At 72.4% G+C, this 16,150-nt stretch carries 13 protein-coding genes and 1 tRNA gene; 4 read left to right on the top strand and 10 right to left on the bottom strand.

The genetic code is table 11. The features are described from left to right. Positions 1-16 precede the first annotated feature (16 nt). Both ACI79U_RS03300 and ACI79U_RS03295 read right to left on the bottom strand, forming a co-directional pair. On the bottom strand, positions 17-1,675 hold the full coding sequence (locus ACI79U_RS03300) for a pyridoxal-dependent decarboxylase (RefSeq protein WP_457064817.1): 1,659 nt from the start codon (positions 1,673-1,675) through the stop codon (positions 17-19). Between the two features lie 317 nt (positions 1,676-1,992). Then, positions 1,993-2,069 (bottom strand) — tRNA-Leu (locus ACI79U_RS03295). A 70-nt stretch (positions 2,070-2,139) separates the two neighbouring features. Between ACI79U_RS03295 and ACI79U_RS03290 the strand changes: the two genes are divergently transcribed. Both ACI79U_RS03290 and ACI79U_RS03285 read left to right on the top strand, forming a co-directional pair. After that, a complete protein-coding gene (locus ACI79U_RS03290; RefSeq protein ID WP_457064819.1) occupies positions 2,140-2,754 on the top strand; it encodes an ANTAR domain-containing response regulator in 615 nt (204 codons plus the stop codon). 324 nt (positions 2,755-3,078) lie between these two features. Beyond that, positions 3,079-4,410 carry an ABC transporter substrate-binding protein gene (locus tag ACI79U_RS03285; protein WP_457064821.1) on the top strand — a complete coding sequence of 444 codons (1,332 nt, stop codon included), beginning with the start codon at positions 3,079-3,081 and terminating at the stop codon, positions 4,408-4,410. A gap of 119 nt (positions 4,411-4,529) precedes the next feature. Here the strand turns inward: ACI79U_RS03285 and ACI79U_RS03280 are convergent, their stop codons facing one another. The 6 genes from ACI79U_RS03280 to ACI79U_RS03255 form a co-directional block, all read right to left on the bottom strand. After that, a complete protein-coding gene (locus ACI79U_RS03280; protein WP_457064823.1) occupies positions 4,530-4,946 on the bottom strand; it encodes a DUF1772 domain-containing protein in 417 nt (138 codons plus the stop codon). Positions 4,947-5,025: 79 nt separating this feature from the next. Beyond that, entirely contained in the window at positions 5,026-5,913 is an 888-nt protein-coding gene (locus ACI79U_RS03275) for an ABC transporter ATP-binding protein (protein WP_457064825.1), read from the bottom strand. After that, positions 5,910-6,935 carry an ABC transporter ATP-binding protein gene (locus ACI79U_RS03270; protein WP_457064827.1) on the bottom strand — a complete coding sequence of 342 codons (1,026 nt, stop codon included), beginning with the start codon at positions 6,933-6,935 and terminating at the stop codon, positions 5,910-5,912. The genes ACI79U_RS03275 and ACI79U_RS03270 overlap by 4 nt, the downstream gene beginning before the upstream one ends. Beyond that, on the bottom strand, positions 6,925-7,923 hold the full coding sequence (locus ACI79U_RS03265) for a branched-chain amino acid ABC transporter permease (RefSeq protein ID WP_457064829.1): 999 nt from the start codon (positions 7,921-7,923) through the stop codon (positions 6,925-6,927). Before ACI79U_RS03265 ends, ACI79U_RS03270 begins: the two co-directional genes overlap by 11 nt. Positions 7,924-7,926: 3 nt before the next feature. After that, positions 7,927-9,144, bottom strand: a complete 1,218-nt coding sequence (locus ACI79U_RS03260) for a branched-chain amino acid ABC transporter permease (RefSeq protein ID WP_457064831.1) — start codon at positions 9,142-9,144, stop codon at positions 7,927-7,929. Between the two features lie 290 nt (positions 9,145-9,434). Continuing rightward, positions 9,435-9,857, bottom strand: a complete 423-nt coding sequence (locus ACI79U_RS03255; RefSeq protein WP_457064833.1) for a PaaI family thioesterase — start codon at positions 9,855-9,857, stop codon at positions 9,435-9,437. A 67-nt stretch (positions 9,858-9,924) separates the two neighbouring features. Between ACI79U_RS03255 and polA the strand changes: the two genes are divergently transcribed. Next, positions 9,925-12,693, top strand: coding sequence for a DNA polymerase I (gene polA / locus ACI79U_RS03250; protein WP_457064835.1), 2,769 nt, complete (start codon positions 9,925-9,927; stop codon positions 12,691-12,693). 122 nt (positions 12,694-12,815) lie between these two features. Here the strand turns inward: polA and ACI79U_RS03245 are convergent, their stop codons facing one another. Together ACI79U_RS03245 and ACI79U_RS03240 are read right to left on the bottom strand one after the other, a co-directional pair. Beyond that, positions 12,816-13,439 carry a 2'-5' RNA ligase family protein gene (locus ACI79U_RS03245; RefSeq protein ID WP_457064837.1) on the bottom strand — a complete coding sequence of 208 codons (624 nt, stop codon included), beginning with the start codon at positions 13,437-13,439 and terminating at the stop codon, positions 12,816-12,818. Next, complete coding sequence (locus tag ACI79U_RS03240; RefSeq protein ID WP_457064839.1) at positions 13,427-14,305, bottom strand: class I SAM-dependent methyltransferase; 879 nt, start codon at positions 14,303-14,305, stop codon at positions 13,427-13,429. The genes ACI79U_RS03245 and ACI79U_RS03240 overlap by 13 nt, the downstream gene beginning before the upstream one ends. Positions 14,306-14,531: 226 nt before the next feature. Between ACI79U_RS03240 and rpsA the strand changes: the two genes are divergently transcribed. Further along, positions 14,532-16,028 carry a 30S ribosomal protein S1 gene (gene rpsA / locus ACI79U_RS03235; RefSeq protein ID WP_457064841.1) on the top strand — a complete coding sequence of 499 codons (1,497 nt, stop codon included), beginning with the start codon at positions 14,532-14,534 and terminating at the stop codon, positions 16,026-16,028. Positions 16,029-16,150: the final 122 nt, after the last annotated feature.

Here is a 16,150-nt window from a genome sequence, read left to right as displayed (position 1 = left end):
CCTCCCGGCGGGTCGCTCAGTCCTGGGAGGGCGCGCCGTCGAGGTCGGCCTGGGCCGCGGCCTGCTCGGCGGTCTCGTCCTGGGCGGCCGGGGTCTCGACCACCGGCTGCGCGGCTGCCTGCTCTGCGGCTGCCTGCTCTGCGGCTGCCCGCTCTGCGGCGGCCGCCTCCTCGCGCGCTGCCCGCTCGCGGCGCTCGGCCTCCTGCCGCTCGCGGGCCTGCTCCGCGAAGTCGTTGGCCAGCCAGTCGTGGCCCTCCACCAGCAGTGCCCAGACCCGCTCGACGTGCTGCCGGGCCGTCGCGGGCGCACCGATCGCCACCCGCAGCACCGCGGAGCCGCCCACCGTCGTGTGGGTCAGGAAGACCTCGCCGCCGTCGTTGAGCCGCTCCAGCAGGGTCATGGTGGCGACGTCGGCGTCCACGCCGTCGGCCCAGCGGGGGCGCAGGCACACCAGCGACAGCGGGTGCGGGGCGACGACGTCGAAGCGGTCGTCGGCCGCCGCCCAGGCCGCCAGCTCCTGGGCCAGGGCCACGTGGCCGCGGATGTGCTCGCGCAACCCCTCGGCCCCGTACCAGCGGACCACGAACCACAGCTTCAGCGCCCGGAAGCGGCGGCCCAGCTCGATCTGCCAGTCGCGGTAGTCGACGACCGCGCCGGTGTCGGTGGCGGCGTTGCGCAGGTACTCGGGGAGGATCGACAGCGCGCCGGTGAGCGCGGCCCGGTCGGCGACCCAGAAGAGCGTCGCGTCGAAGCCGGTGAGCAGCCACTTGTGCGCGTCGGTGGTGTAGCTGTCGGCCCACTCCACCCCGGCCTGCAGCGCACGCAGCTCGGGGGCGACGGCGCTGACCCCGGCGTAGGCGGCGTCGACGTGCAGCCACACCCCGAAGCGCTGGCAGACCGGCCCGATCTCGGCCAGCGGGTCGACCGCCGTCGTCGAGGTCGTGCCCACGGTGGCGCAGACCAGCACCGGGGTGAACCCGCGGGCGACGTCCCGCTCCAGCCGCGCGGCGAGCGCACCGGGCCGCATCGCCAGCTCCTCGTCGACCTCGACGATGCGGATCGCCTCGGCACCGAGGCCGGCGATGCGCACCGCCTTCTCCATCGAGCTGTGCGTCTGGGCGGAGACGTAGACGGTGTACTCCTCGGGGAGCACCCCGTGGCGCAGCGTGGCGCCCTTGCTGGCCCGGTGCAGGGCGGCGAGCAGGGCCACCAGGTTCGCCCCCGAGCTGGAGTCCTGGACGACGCCGCCGCCGGTGCCGGTGGAGCGGAAGGACGCCGGCAGCCCGAGCAGGTCGGCCAGCCAGTCCATCACGTGCTGCTCGAGCTCGGTGGCGGCCGGGCTGGTCACCCAGGACATCCCCTGCACGCCCAGGCCGGCGCTCACCAGGTCACCCAGCACCGAGGGCCCGGAGGTGTTCGCCGGGAAGTACCCGAAGAAGCCGGGGTGCTGCCAGTGGGTCAGCCCGGGGACGACGACGCGGTCGAGGTCGGCCAGCACCGCGGCGAACGGCTCGCCCCGCTCGGGCGCCTGCGGCGGGAGGGCGGCGCGCACGTCGCCGGGGGAGACCTGCGACCGGACCGGGAGCGAGCCCACCCGGGCCCAGTAGTCGGCGATCCAGTCGACCACCTCGTGGCCGTGCTGGCGGAACTGCTCGGGGGTCATGTGGCCGGTCACGCGGTCACGGTATTGCGGTGCTCGTCCGGCACGCGCAGTGGGGCACCGGCCGCTCCGCAGGTCGGGAGGGGCGTCTGGTGACGGGTCCGATGGAGCCGGGGACGGCCGCCCGGCCGGGGTGACTCCGGTGTGGGGCCCGGAGGGTCCCCGCCGGAGGCACGGGCAGCGGCTCGACGGCGGCCGGGACGGCACTCGGCCGCGGTGCGGTCAGTGAGGAGTGGAGCCCGGAGGGTTCCGCGACCGAACGACGAAGCTGCTCAACGGCGGCCGGGAACGGCCGTTGGCGGCGGTGCGGTCCGTGAGGATCGCCATGTGCATGGTGCCCCCGGTGCGACTCGAACGCACACTGCGCGGGTTTTGAATCCGCTCCCTCTGCCGATTGGGGTACGGGGGCTCAACTCGACCGAGTGGCCCGCAGCCTATCCGGCTCGGGTTCCGCGCCTGCGGTCGATAGGATGATCTCCGTGACCAACGAGCCGACCCGGGTCCTCATCGCCGAGGACGAGGCACTGATCCGCCTCGACCTCAAGGAGATGCTCGAGGAGGAGGGGTACGTCGTCGTCGCGGAGGTCGGTGACGGGCAGGCCGCGGTCGAGCAGGCCCAGCAGCTGCGGCCCGACCTCGTCGTCCTCGACGTGCAGATGCCCGTGCTCGACGGGATCGCCGCGGCCGAGCAGATCGCCAGCGCCCGCATCGCCCCGGTCATCGTGCTCACCGCCTTCAGCCAGCGCGAGCTGGTCGAGCGCGCCCGCGACGCCGGGGCGATGGCCTACCTGGTGAAGCCGTTCTCCAAGAACGACCTGGTCCCGGCGATCGAGGTCGCGGTCGGGCGGTTCCAGGAGATGCACGCCCTGGACGCCGAGGTCGCCGACCTCAAGGAGCGCCTGGAGGCCCGCAAGGTCATCGAGAAGGCGAAGGGCCGGCTGATGACCGAGCGCGGGATGACGGAGGCCGAGGCGTTCCGGTGGATCCAGCGCACGGCGATGAACGAGCGCACCTCGATGCGCGCGCTGGCCGAGGCGATCATGACGACCGAGGTCGGCGACGCCGCCCCGGCCGGGGGACAGCCCACCGCCTGAGCGCCACCGCGTCCGCCCTGCACTCGCACGACCGGCCGCCGGCTCCGCGATCCGCGGGCCGGCGGCCGTTCCGTCTCCCGGGCCGCGCCGGCCACGACAGCCGACGGCGCGTGACGGGCGACACGGTCGTTGCGCACGTGTGTCGGCGTGTCCCACGGTGTGGCGCACCCGAGACGCGCAGGTCACAACGTCATCACGGTGCACTGAGCGGGGGTGGTGGCCGCCGGTGTGGCAGTTAGGTTCTGCCCACTGACCGGCCGGCCGGTGGGCTGTCCAGCTCTTCGGGCCCGGTGACCACGCACGCACCCCACTGGGAGTTCCTTGATGCGCACCCGCACCACCGCTCGCGCGATCGCCCTCTCCGGTGCCGCCCTGCTCGCGCTGACCGCCTGCGGCGGCGGCGACGACGGCGGCGACACCGGCGGCGGCACCGACGCGAGCGGCGAGAAGCAGGTCAACGTCTACGGCACCGACGGCAACATGGGCAACGCCCTCGGCGAGGACTTCTCCGAGCCGGGCGCCCTGGCCGGCATGTCGGGTACGACGCCGCTGACCGAGCTGTCCGGCGACTTCACCGACCGCCTGCTCTCGGTCGACCCCAACCTGCAGGACTTCAACTACGCCGGTGAGACCTACGACGCCGTCATCCTCACCGCGCTGGCGGCCCAGGCGGCCGGCAGCAGCGACGCCACGGTGTTCGCGCCGTACGTCAACGGGCTGACCTTCGGCGGCGAGACCTGCGAGTCCTACGCCGCCTGCCTGGAGATCATCAACGCCGGCGGCAACGTCGACTACGACGGCGTCAGCGGCCCGCTGAGCTTCGCCGAGCCCGGGGAGCCGGCCCAGGCCAGCTTCGGGATCCTGCAGTTCGGCGAGGACAACCAGCTCGACGACTCGGCGACGGAGTTCGTCATCGCCGGCGACGAGGCCAACGCCGCCACCGACGAGGGCCCGGCCTACGCGCCGGCGGGTGCCACGGGCGACCCGCTGGTGGTCGGCACCCTGCTGCCGCTGACCGGGAACCTGGCCTTCCTCGGCCCGCCGGAGGTCGCCGGCGCCCAGCTGGCGATCAACGAGGTGAACGAGGCCGGCGGCGTGCTCGGCCAGCCGGTGCAGCTCGTCGAGGGTGACTCCGGTGACGCCTCGACCGACACCGCCACCCAGACGGTCGACCGGCTGCTGCAGTCCAACGTCGACGCCATCGTCGGTGCCGCGTCCTCCGGGGTGAGCCTCACGGTCATCGACACCATCACCGGTGCCGGCGTCCTGCAGATCTCCCCGGCGAACACCTCCGACCAGTTCACCACCTACGACGACAACGGGCTGTACTTCCGCACCGCGCCCCCGGACACCCTGCAGGCCCGCGCGCTGGCCGACCTGATCGCCGAGGACGGCAACAACACCGTCGGCATCCTGGCGATCAACGACCCGTACGGCACGGGTCTGGCGCAGAACACCCGCGACAACCTGGTCGCGGGCGGTCTGTCGGAGGACAGCATCGAGTACATCACCTACGACCCGCAGGCGGCGAACTTCAGCTCCGAGGTCCAGCAGATGGTCGACTTCAACCCCGACGCCATCGTGGTCATCGGGTTCGAGGAGTCCTCGCGGATCATCCAGGACCTCAACGCCCAGGGCATCGGGCCCCAGCGCTGAGCTGAGGTACGAGGCGCTGTGACCCAGCAGCGCTGACCCGGTTCCACCGTTCCAGGCTGCGGCCCGGCACCCTCGAGGTGCCGGGCCGCAGTGCTGTGCGGGGTCCCGCGGGTGGCGCCTCAGCCGACGAGGAGCGCGGCCACGACGACCCCGGCGGTCGCCAGGACCACCCGGACGGAGTCCACCCGCAGCAGCCGGCGGTGCACGGCGGCGTCCCAGCCGCCGTCCAGGCGCCGGTGCAGCGGGACCGCCCCCACCGCCGTCACCAGCAGCACGAGCGTGACGAGCCCGGCCGCGGCGAGGACGAGACCCAGCGGCGCACCCACCGGGCGGTCGACCAGCAACCAGCCGCTGGTCACCAGCTGGGCCGCGAAGAGGGGACCCACCAGCCGGGCGACGCGGCGCTGGTGGGCGCGCTCGTAGGGCGGGAAGGCGTCCGCGGGCACCTGGTCGAACTGCGGGTAGACGAGCACCCGCACGGTCCACTGGACGCCGGCGTAGGCGCTGACCGCGATCAGGTGGGCGACGAGGAGCACCCGGTGAGTCTGCCCGGACCGGCCGTGCCGGGGACGACGACGGCGCCGGTCCCCTGGGGAGACCGGCGCCGTCGGGGTGTCACTGGGCCTTGGCGAGGGTCCCCAGGTAGAGCTCGATCACCTTCGGGTCGTTCATCAGCGACTTGCCGGTGTCGGTGTAGGCGTTGCGCCCCTGGTCCAGCACGTAACCGCGGTGGCAGATCTGCAGGCAGCGCCGGGCGTTCTGCTCGACCATGATGATCGAGACCCCGGTGGCGTTGATCCGCCGGCAGCGGATGAACACCTCGTCCTGCAGCACCGGGGACAGGCCGGCGGAGGGCTCGTCGAGCAGCAGCACCGACGGGTCCATCATCAGCGCCCGGCCCATCGCCACCATCTGCCGTTCGCCGCCGGAGAGGGCCCCGGCCTTGCCCTTCCGCCGGTCACCGAGCAGCGGGAAGAGGTCGGCGACGTAGTCGAAGCGCTCCTTGAACGTCTTCGGCCGCAGGTAGACGCCCATCTGCATGTTCTCCTCGATGGTGAGCGAGGGGAACACGTTGTTGTTCTGCGGCACGTAGCCGACGCCGAGCGAGACCAGCCGGTGGGCCGGGGCGGAGGTGATGTCCTCCCCGCGCAGCGTCACCGCGCCGGACCGGACCGGGATCAGCCCGAACAGCGCCTTGAGCAGCGTGGACTTGCCGGCACCGTTGGGGCCGATGATCCCGACCAGTTCGCCGTCCGAGAGGTAGAAGTCGCACCCGTTGAGGATGTTGACCCCGGGGACGTAGCCCGCCACCAGGTTGTCGGCGCGCACCAGCGCCCCCTCGGCGAGGCGCTCGTGCTCCTCCCGGGTGGCCGCCTTCTCCGCGGGGGACAGCTCCGCTGCGGTGCCTGCGCCGGGCTCGTCGGCGACCGGTGCGTCCTGTTCGGACTCCGGCACCAGGAACCTGCGGTCCTCCGGCGGACCTGTCGTATCCGCGGTGCTCATCGTCCTGCCCTCCTCGTGCGGCCCCGGTCGGAGCTGATGTCGTTCTCGCGCCGGGCACGTTCGGCCGCCTGGTCCTCGGCGAGGAAGCGGTCTTCCTCCTCCTCCGTCAGGGGGGCGTCGTGGTGGGCACCGAGGTAGGCGTCGACGACGGCCTTGTTCTGGCTGATGGAGTCCGGCGCGCCCTCGGCGATGACCTTGCCGGCGGCCATGACGACCACCCAGTCGCTGATGTCCCGGACGACGTCCATGTCGTGCTCCACGAAGATGACCGTCATGCCCTCCTCGCGGAGGTCCTTGACGTGGCCCAGCAGGCTCTGGGTCAGGGCGGGGTTCACCCCGGCCATCGGCTCGTCGAGCATGACGACCTGCGGCTCGCTCATCAGCGCCCGGGCCATCTCCAGCAGCTTGCGCTGACCGCCGGAGAGGCTGCCGGCGAAGTCGTCCTTCTTGGCGTCGAGCTTGAACCGCCGCAGCAGGTCCATGGCCCGCTCGGTGTTGGCCTTCTCCTGGGTACGCCAGGTGCCCGGCACGAGCGCGCGCAGGAAGCTCTCCCCGCGCTGCTCCTGGGCACCGAGCAGCATGTTCTGCAGCACGGTGAGCCGGGACAGCGCCTTGGTCAGCTGGAAGGTGCGGACGACGCCGAGCCGGGCGACCTGGTGCGGGCTGAGCTTGCCCAGGTCGCGACCGTTGAACGACCAGGTGCCGGTGTTGGGCTGGTCGAACCCGGTGAGCAGGTTGAACAGCGTCGTCTTGCCGGCGCCGTTGGGCCCGATGAGGCCGGTGATCCCGCCGCGCTGGATCTCCAGGTGGTCGACCGAGACCGCGGTCAGGCCACCGAAGGTGCGGGTGACGGAGTCGACGACGATCGCCGGATCGGGCTTGGCGACCCCGACCTCCCAGGGGACGTCGCGCAGCGCGGCCTGGGCCAGCCGCTGCGGCGCCGCCCGGTGGGCGCCGCCGGACCGGGCGAGCTCCCCGGGCTGCGCGGCGTGGGCGCCGTGCGGGGTGGGGTCAGCGGGCATCGAGCATCACCTCTCGTCGGTCACCGAAGATGCCCTGGGGCCGGAACACCAACAACAGCATGAGCCCGATGCCGACCAGCACGTAGCGCAGCTGCGCCACGTCGGTCGAGGAGAGCAGCTCCGAGGGGATGACCCCGTTGGAGATCAGCGAGCGCAGCCCGGTGTCGGCGAACTGCAGGATGAACAGCAGCAGCATGGATCCGATGACCGGCCCGAGCACCCGGGCGGCGCCGCCGAGGATCAGGGCCCCGTAGGCGAGGAAGGTGTTGGCGTTCTGGTACTGGTCGGGGATCGCCGAACCGGTGCCGACGGCGTAGACCATGCCGCCGAAGGCGCCGAAGATCCCGCCGAGCACCAGCGCCTGCATCTTGTAGGCGTAGACGTTCTTGCCCAGCGAGCGGACGGCGTCCTCGTCCTCGCGGATCGCCTTCACCACCCGGCCCCAGGGTGCGCGCATGAGTGCCCACACCAGCAGTGAGCACAGCGCCACCAGGATCCAGCCGACGGTGCAGACCCACAGCTCGCCGCCGCTCCAGGTGGTGCCCAGCAGGTTGTACCGCCGGCCGGTGTCCCAGGGCGCGAGGGCGATGAAGTCGCGGTTGAACGCCGAGAGGCCGCGGGTGCCGCCGGTGACCGGGGTGGCGGAGACCGACCGGAAGACCAGTCTCAGCCCCTCGGCCGTGGCGATCGTGACGATCGCGAGGTAGTCGGCGCGCAGGCGGAGCGTCGGCAGGCCCAGCAGGAGGGCCAGTGCCACCGCGGCGAGCACCCCGACGAGGACGCCGACCCAGAAGGGCAGCCCCCACTGGCTCACCGAGATGGCGATGCCGAACCCGCCCAGCATGGCGAAGGCGATCTGGCCGAAGTTCAGCAGCCCGGTGTAGCCGAAGTGCACGTTGATGCCGATGGCCAGCAGGGCGAAGAAGATCGCCTGGAACCCGAAGAACGCCTTGCCCGCGATGGCGAACGCGTTGAGGAGGTCGGCCATCGGTCAGCCGATCCTGGCGCGGCTGCCCAGGATGCCCTGGGGACGGACGACGAGGATGACGATCAAGAGGAGCAGCCCTCCGACGTACTTCATGTCATTCGGGATGACGAGGGTGGACATCTGCACGAAGACGCCGACGATGATGCTGCCGAGCAGGGCGCCGTAGGCGGTCCCGAGCCCGCCCAGGGTGACCCCGGCGAACATCAGCAGCAGCAGCCGGAAGCCCATGTCCCACTGGACCTGGTCGGAGAGGCCGAGGAGCACCCCGCCGAGCGCGGCGAGCGCCCCGCCGAGCACCCAGACGAAGAGGATCACCCGGTTGACGTCGATCCCGGAGGACGCGGCGAGGTCGCGGTTGTCCGAGACGGCTCGCATCGCCTTGCCGATCTTGGTGCGCTGCAGCATGAGCGCGACCAGCACCAGCACCACGACCGCGATGGCGATCGAGGCGACGTCCCGGTCCTGCAGGGTGAACGGGCCGTAGCTCTCCGCCCGCTGCCCCTGGAAGTCGGCGTAGGGGTTGGAGAACCCGCCGTAGAAGATCTGGTAGCCGTACCGCAGCGCCAGCGACAGGCCGATCGAGACGACCAGCGCCGCGATGAGCCCGGTGCCGCGGCGCCGCAGCGGCCGCCAGATGGCCAGTTCGTTGAGCGCGCCGACGACGCCGCCGACCACCATCGCCAGCAGGGCCGCCGGGATCAGCGGCACCCCACCCTGGACGTTGATGTACCAGGCCGCGACGGCGCCGATGGTGACCAGCTCGCCGTGGGCGAAGTTGGTCAGCCCGGTGGTGCCGTAGATCAGCGACAGGCCGACGGCGGCCATGGCGATCAGCAGCCCGAACCGCAGCCCGTCGACGAACAGCTGGACCGCGCGGATCGTGCCGCCGCCGTCGTTGCGGCTGCCGTCGTTCAGGCCGATGTTCACCGGCTGCTGTCGCCCGAGGTCGACGGTGACCGTCCGGCTGGGCTCGCCGTTGAGCTCGACCTCCTCCGGCAGGTCGTCGGGGTCGACGCTGACGACGTACTGGCCGGGGCCCGGCAGGTCGACCTCCCACCGGCCGTCCTCGTCGGTCTGGACGGTGTCCACGGGGTCGCCGTCCGGCGTCGTCACCTCGACCGTGACGCCCTCGATCGGGCCGCTGACGCTGGTCTGCAGGGTGCCGCGCACCTGCTCGCCCTCGGCGGAGGCGATCCCGGGTACGAGCGTGGCGAAGGCCATCGCGACCGCGGCGATGAGCAGGGCCAGGGTCAGGGGACGACGGCCGCCGCCCCAGTGGCGTGCGCTCCGCCAGGGTGTTCGCGGGGCCGACGAGGCCTCCCGGGTGGAGCTGCGTTCCCCGCGCCTCGCGGCACGGTGGGGCGCGTGCGTCACTCGACCTCCCAGCCGTTGGATGTGAGGCGGGACAGTAACCCACCCGTGTTACGGCCTCGACCTGCTGCGACGCTTCGTGACACATCTGCGACACGCCGACGTGCTGACGGTCGGTCGCGCACCACCGGTCCGGGCGCTCAGTTCGGCGTCGCGGTGCGCGCCGGTCGGATCATGCAGGTCAGCCGCGCGCTGGCCGTGGGCCGTCCGGTGTCGTCGGACACGGAGATGAGGAAGGTCGCCAGGGTGCGGCCGCGGCGGACCGGGGTGCACACCGCGGTGACCAGGCCGGAACGGGCGCCGCTGAGGTAGCTGGCGTTGAGCTCGATGCCGACCACCGAGCCCCCGGGACCGGCGTGCAGCACCGCCGCGTACGAGCCGATGCTCTCGGCCAGCGCGCAGGTCGCGCCGCCGTGCAGCAGGCCGAAGGGCTGCTCGTTGCCGGCCACCGGCATGGTCGCGACCAGGCGGTCGGGGTCCCACTCGGTGATCCGGATGCCCAGCTTGTCGTCGAGCGGGCCCTGCGTGTCGGCCGGCAGCCAGTCAGGTCGTGGGTACGTCACGCTGCCGCACGCTAGCCACCGCGGCGCGGGGCCGGGATGTCGGTGGGCGGACTTAGGATCGCGGGCGATGTCCGCTCCCGCCGCCGCCCCGTCCGACGCCCCCGCTGCCGCCCCGGTCCCGACCGCCGAGGGCGGCCGGCCCCGGCTGCTCCTGCTCGACGGCCACTCACTGGCCTACCGGGCCTTCTTCGCCCTGCCGGTGGAGAACTTCTCCACGACCACGGGGCAGCCGACCAACGCGGTCTACGGCTTCACCTCGATGCTGATCAACGTGCTGCGCGACGAGCAGCCCTCGCACCTGGCGGTCGCCTTCGACGTCAGCCGGAAGACCTTCCGCAGCGAGATCTACGCCGAGTACAAGGCCAACCGGGCCGAGAGCCCCACCGACTTCCGCGGGCAGGTCAGCCTCGTCCAGGAGGTCCTCGGCGCGCTGCACGTCCCGGTGATCACCGCCGAGGGCTACGAGGCCGACGACGTCATCGCCACGCTCACCGTGCAGGCGGTCGAGCAGGGCATGGACGTGCTCATCTGCACCGGTGACCGCGACGCGCTCCAGCTGGTCAACGAGCACGTGACGGTGCTCTACCCCCGCAAGGGCGTCTCCGACCTGACCCGGTTCACCCCGGGGGAGGTCGAGGCCAAGTACGGGCTCAGCCCGGTGCAGTACCCGGACTTCGCCGCGCTGCGCGGCGACCCGAGCGACAACCTGCCGAACATCCCGAGCGTGGGGGAGAAGACCGCGGCCAAGTGGGTGCGCGAGTACGGCTCGCTCGACGCCCTGGTCGACCAGGTCGACACGGTCAAGGGCAAGGTCGGGGAGAAGCTGCGCGAGCACCTCTCCCAGGTGCTGCAGAACCGGCGGCTCACCGAGCTCGACCGGCAGGTGCCGCTGGAGGTGGGCCCGGTGGACCTCGCCGTCCAGCCCTGGGACCGCAACGAGGTGCACACCCTCTTCGACAACCTGCAGTTCCGGGTGCTGCGCGACCGGCTCTTCGCCACCCTCTCCAGCGCCGAGCCGGAGGTCGACGGCGGTTTCGAGGCCACCGCCGACGAGGTGGCTCCCGGCGGGCTCGGCGACTGGCTCGCCGCGCACGCCCGCACCGGGCACACCGGCATCGTCTTCCGCGGCACCTGGGGCCGCGGCACCGGCGAGCTCACCGGCCTGGCGCTGGCCGCGGCCGACGACCACGCGACCTTCGTCGACCTCACCGACCACGAGCAGGGCCCCGCACTCGACGCCGCCGACGAGCAGGCGCTGGCCGACTGGCTGGCCGACCCGGCCGCGCCCAAGGTCGTGCACGAGGTCAAGGGCCCGCTGCTGGCCGTCTGGGCCCGCGGGTGGGAGCTGCGCGGGCTCGCCAGCGACACCGCGCTCGCCGCCTACCTGGCCAACCCCGGTCAGCGCTCGTTCGACCTGGGCGACCTGGCGGTGCGCTACCTGCGCCGCGAGCTCAAGGACGCCGCCGCGCCCGAGGAGCAGCTGACCCTCGACGGTCTCGGCCCCACCGAGGCCGACGTCGCCGCCGAGGCCGCGCACGCAGACGTGCTCAAGGCGGTCGCGGTCAACGACCTCTCCGACGCCCTCGAGCAGGTGCTCGGCCAGCGCGGTGGTGACCACCTGCTGGGCCAGATCGAGCTGCCGCTGACCCGGGTGCTCGCCGCGATGGAGCGTCGCGGCATCGCCGCTGACCTGGACTCCCTGCACGAGCTGCAGAAGGAGTTCGCCGCCCAGGTCGCCGAGGCCGCGCAGGAGGCCTACGCCGTCATCGGCAAGGAGATCAACCTGGGCTCGCCCAAGCAGCTGCAGGCGGTGCTGTTCGACGAGCTGGGGCTGCCGAAGACCAAGAAGAACAAGACCGGCTACACCACCGACGCCGAGGCGCTGACCTCGCTGCTGGCCTCCACCGGTCACCCGTTCCTCGAGCACCTGCTCCGGCACCGCGACGTCACCCGGCTGCGCACCGTCATCGACGGGCTGATCCCGATGGTGGACGACGCCGGGCGGATCCACACCACCTACCAGCAGACGATCGCCGCCACCGGCCGGCTCAGCTCCACCGACCCCAACCTGCAGAACATCCCGATCCGCAGCGCCGAGGGCCGCCGGATCCGGCAGGCGTTCGTGGTCGGCCCGGGCTACGAGTCGCTGATGACCGCCGACTACAGCCAGATCGAGATGCGCATCATGGCGCACCTGTCCGAGGACGCGGGGCTGATCGAGGCCTTCACCTCGGGGGAGGACCTGCACTCCTTCGTCGCCTCGCGGGCCTTCGGCATCCCGATCGAGGCGGTCGACCCGGAGATGCGCCGCCGGATCAAGGCGATGAGCTACGGGCTGGCCTACGGACTGTCCGCCTACGGGCTGGCCCAGCAGCTGCGGATCACCCCGGAGGAGGCGCGGGCGCAGATGCACGCCTACTTCGAGCGGTTCGGCGGCATCCGCGACTACCTCGACGGCGTGGTCGACGACGCCCGGCAGACCGGGTACACCGAGACGACGCTGGGCCGCCGGCGCTACCTGCCCGACCTGACCAGCGACAACCGGCAGCGCCGGGAGATGGCCGAGCGGATGGCGCTCAACGCCCCCATCCAGGGCTCGGCCGCCGACGTCATCAAGGTGGCGATGCTCGGCGTGGAACGGGCGATCGAGGCCGAGGGCCTGCGCTCGCGGATGCTGCTGCAGGTCCACGACGAGCTCGTGCTCGAGGTGGCCCCGGGGGAGCGGGAGCAGCTCGAGGCCCTGGTGCGTCGGGAGATGGCCGGCGCGGCGCAGCTGTCGGTCGCGCTGGAGGTCTCCGTGGGCGTCGGCGCCAGCTGGGACGCCGCCGCCCACTGACGGCCTCGTCCGGAGGCTCGCCCCGAGCCTGCGAGGGGGGAGGGGGACGAGGTCCTTCTGCCCACCGCTCGCAGGCTCGCGGCGGGCCCCTGCACGGGGGCCGAGTGGGACGGGGTGATCCGTCAGGCGGGCGGCTCAGCCAGCGGGAACTCGGCGACCAGGTGCCAGGAGTCGGGCTCCCGGGTGCCGGCGAAGAGGCTCACCGTGGTCACCTGCGACCGGATGGGCAGCTGTTCCCGGATCGCCTCGGCGACCGTGCGCAGGCCGGCGTCGTCGCCGAGGCGCCGCTCGGCCACCGAGAGGTGCGGGCTCGGGTCCTCGCCGTGCGCGCTCCGGTAGGGCGGGTGGTCGGGGAAGGCCTCGACCACCGCGGCGGTGAGCCGGCGGAACGGCTCGTCGTCGGCCGGGGCCAGCCACAGCACCTCCTCGCCGAAGCAGCCGGTGTGGTCCAGCACGCAGTCGAAGACCGGCTGGGTGGCGACCACCCGGCCCAGCTGGACCAGCATCCCCTCGTCGACCTGGTTCGGCGGCGCGAAGGGGTAGATGACGGTGACGTGCGCCGGCACGCCCCAGACCGCCGACGCGTCGAACTGCCGCCGGTGGTCGCCGACCACCGGGTCCGCCTCGGGCACCAGCACCACCAGGGCCGTCTCGGCGGCGCCGTCCAGGGCCCGGTGCGCGGCGTCGTCCAGTGCGGGCGCCGCAGGGCCGTCCAGGGTCTGCGCCTGGTCGGTCAGCTCGTCCATGCGGTCTCCTCCGGTCGGTGGGGCAACTCGCAGACCAGCACGAGCGTGCCCGGCACGAGCGCTCCCCGCGCGGGGGACCACTGCCCCCAGGTCTGGGTGCGGCCCGGGGTCCACTCTGGCTCCAGCAGGTCCCGCAGCACCAGGCCTGCGTCGACGACGGCCCGCACCCAGTCGCCGACCGTGCGGTGGTGCTCGACGTAGACCGTGCGCCCGGCGCCGTCGGTCTCGACGTAGGGCGTGCGGTCGAAGTAGGAGGAGACGACCCGCAGGTCCTCGGGGTCGGGGGAGTCCGGCATCGCCCAGCGCATCGGGTGGTTGACCGAGGCGACGAACCGCCCACCGGGCCGGAGCACCCGGGCGACCTCGCGCAGCACCGCACCCGCGTCCGCGACGAACGGCAGCCCCCCGAACGCCGAGCACGCCAGGTCGACGCTGCCGGTGGCCAGCGGCAGCGCCCCGGCGTCGGCCTGCAACAGCGGCACCGACAGGCCGGTGGCCCGGTTCAGCTCCGCGGCCCGGGCGAGCATCCCGCCCGAGACGTCCAGCGCCACCGGGGCGGCGCCGGCGCGGCGCAGCCAGCGGGAGCAGGGGGCCGAGCCGCAGCCGATCTCCAGCACCCGGCGCCCGGCCACCTCCCCGAGCAGGTGTGCGTCGGCCTCCCGGAGGCCCTCGGGGCACCACAGGAAGTCCGCGTCGCCCAGGTCGGTGCCGTGCTCGGCGAGGTAGGCGGGTGCGGCGGCGTCCCACCACCCGCGGTTGGCCCGGGCCGACTCGGTCTGACCGACCGGGCGGCGCGTGACGTCGCCGGCGGCGGGATAGCCGTCCGCGGCCAGCGGGAGGGGGAGCGGGTCCTGGGCGGGGTCCATGGCGCGCCGATCGTGACACGCCGGGGCGCGGCACACCGGCCGGACCCGTGGTGGACCTGCCCAGCCGACGTCCGTACGATGGGGAATTGCGCCAGAGGTCTGTGGTGTTCGTCCCCCTCAGCGGGAGGGCGATCCCCCTCGGTTCCCTGCCCGCGAAGCCGCCCGTGGCCGCCTGGTCCCGGGTTCCCCTGTCCCTACGCACCCCCCGTCCGGAGCACTCGACCACATGACCTCCACCCAGGTCCGTCCCGACAGCACCCCCCAGATCGCGGTCAACGACATCGGCACCGCCGAGGACTTCCTCGCCGCGATCGACCAGACCATCAAGTACTTCAACGACGGCGACATCGTCGAAGGCGTGATCGTCAAGGTCGACCGGGATGAGGTGCTGCTGGACATCGGCTACAAGACCGAGGGCGTCATCCCCTCGCGCGAGCTGTCCATCAAGCACGACGTCGACCCGACCGAGGTCGTCAAGGTCGGCGACGAGGTGGAAGCCCTCGTCCTCCAGAAGGAGGACAAGGAAGGCCGCCTCATCCTGTCCAAGAAGCGCGCACAGTACGAGCGCGCCTGGGGCACGATCGAGGCGAAGAAGGAAGCCGACGAGGTCGTCACCGGCACCGTCATCGAGGTCGTCAAGGGCGGCCTGATCCTCGACATCGGCCTGCGCGGGTTCCTCCCCGCCTCGCTGGTCGAGATGCGTCGCGTCCGCGACCTGCAGCCCTACGTGGGCCGCGAGCTCGAGGCGAAGATCATCGAGCTGGACAAGAACCGCAACAACGTGGTCCTGTCCCGCCGCCAGTGGCTGGAGCAGACCCAGTCCGAGGTGCGCAGCGAGTTCCTCAACAAGCTCGCCAAGGGCCAGGTCCGCACGGGCGTCGTCTCCTCGATCGTCAACTTCGGTGCGTTCGTCGACCTGGGTGGCGTGGACGGCCTGGTGCACGTCTCCGAGCTGTCCTGGAAGCACATCGACCACCCGTCCGAGGTCGTCGAGGTCGGCCAGGAGGTCACCGTCGAGGTCCTCGACGTCGACCTGGACCGTGAGCGGGTCTCGCTGTCGCTGAAGGCGACGCAGGAGGACCCGTGGCGTCAGTTCGCCCGCACGCACCAGATCGGGCAGGTCGTGCCCGGCAAGGTCACCAAGCTGGTGCCCTTCGGTGCGTTCGTCCGTGTCGACGAGGGCATCGAGGGCCTGGTCCACATCTCCGAGCTGGCCGAGCGCCACGTGGAGATCCCGGAGCAGGTCGTCCAGGTGGGCGACGAGATCCTGGTCAAGGTCATCGACATCGACCTGGACCGCCGTCGCATCTCGCTGTCGCTGAAGCAGGCCAACGAGGGCGTCGTCGGCGACGAGGACCAGTTCGACCCGGCCGCCTACGGCATGGCCGCGTCCTACGACGAGCAGGGCAACTACATCTACCCGGAGGGCTTCGACTCCGAGACCGGCGAGTGGCTCGAGGGCTACGACGAGGCCCGCGAGACGTGGGAGAAGCAGTACGCCGAGGCCCAGGCCCGGTTCGAGGCGCACCGCAAGCAGATCGCCGCGGCGAAGGAGGCCGACGCCGAGGCCGCTGCCGGCGGCAGCTACTCCAGCGCTGCCGAGCCGGAGGACGACACCGTCTCCACCGGTGGCGGCGGTAGCAGCAGCGGCGGTGGCGGCGGCACGCTCGCCTCCGACGAGGCTCTGGCCGCGCTGCGCGCCAAGCTCGCCGGCGGGGAGTGACCTCGCCGCTCTGCTGAGCAGCACCTGAACAGTGCGCCGTCCACCCTCCGGGGTGGGCGGCGCACTGTCGTCTGTGCCAGCGATCGTCGCGGTGCTGGGTGTGTCCTGTCCCGCGATCGAGC

The sequence above is a fragment of the Modestobacter sp. SYSU DS0904 genome, assembly GCF_054051115.1.
Note: the sequence above shows the minus strand (reverse complement) of the source record. Positions and strands in the feature narration are given on the sequence as shown.

What these genes read in the sequence shown, in the direction of transcription:
- ACI79U_RS03245 (WP_457064837.1), bottom strand. Translation starts at nt 13,439, where the DNA reads ATGGACGAGCTGACCGACCAGGCGCAGACCCTGGACGGCCCTGCGGCG.
- ACI79U_RS03260 (WP_457064831.1), bottom strand. Translation starts at nt 9,144, where the DNA reads ATGGCCTTCGCCACGCTCGTACCCGGGATCGCCTCCGCCGAGGGCGAG.
- ACI79U_RS03270 (WP_457064827.1), bottom strand. Translation starts at nt 6,935, where the DNA reads ATGCCCGCTGACCCCACCCCGCACGGCGCCCACGCCGCGCAGCCCGGG.
- ACI79U_RS03265 (WP_457064829.1), bottom strand. Translation starts at nt 7,923, where the DNA reads ATGGCCGACCTCCTCAACGCGTTCGCCATCGCGGGCAAGGCGTTCTTC.
- polA (WP_457064835.1), top strand. Translation starts at nt 9,925, where the DNA reads ATGTCCGCTCCCGCCGCCGCCCCGTCCGACGCCCCCGCTGCCGCCCCG.
- ACI79U_RS03285 (WP_457064821.1), top strand. Translation starts at nt 3,079, where the DNA reads ATGCGCACCCGCACCACCGCTCGCGCGATCGCCCTCTCCGGTGCCGCC.
- ACI79U_RS03275 (WP_457064825.1), bottom strand. Translation starts at nt 5,913, where the DNA reads ATGAGCACCGCGGATACGACAGGTCCGCCGGAGGACCGCAGGTTCCTG.
- rpsA (WP_457064841.1), top strand. Translation starts at nt 14,532, where the DNA reads ATGACCTCCACCCAGGTCCGTCCCGACAGCACCCCCCAGATCGCGGTC.
- ACI79U_RS03240 (WP_457064839.1), bottom strand. Translation starts at nt 14,305, where the DNA reads ATGGACCCCGCCCAGGACCCGCTCCCCCTCCCGCTGGCCGCGGACGGC.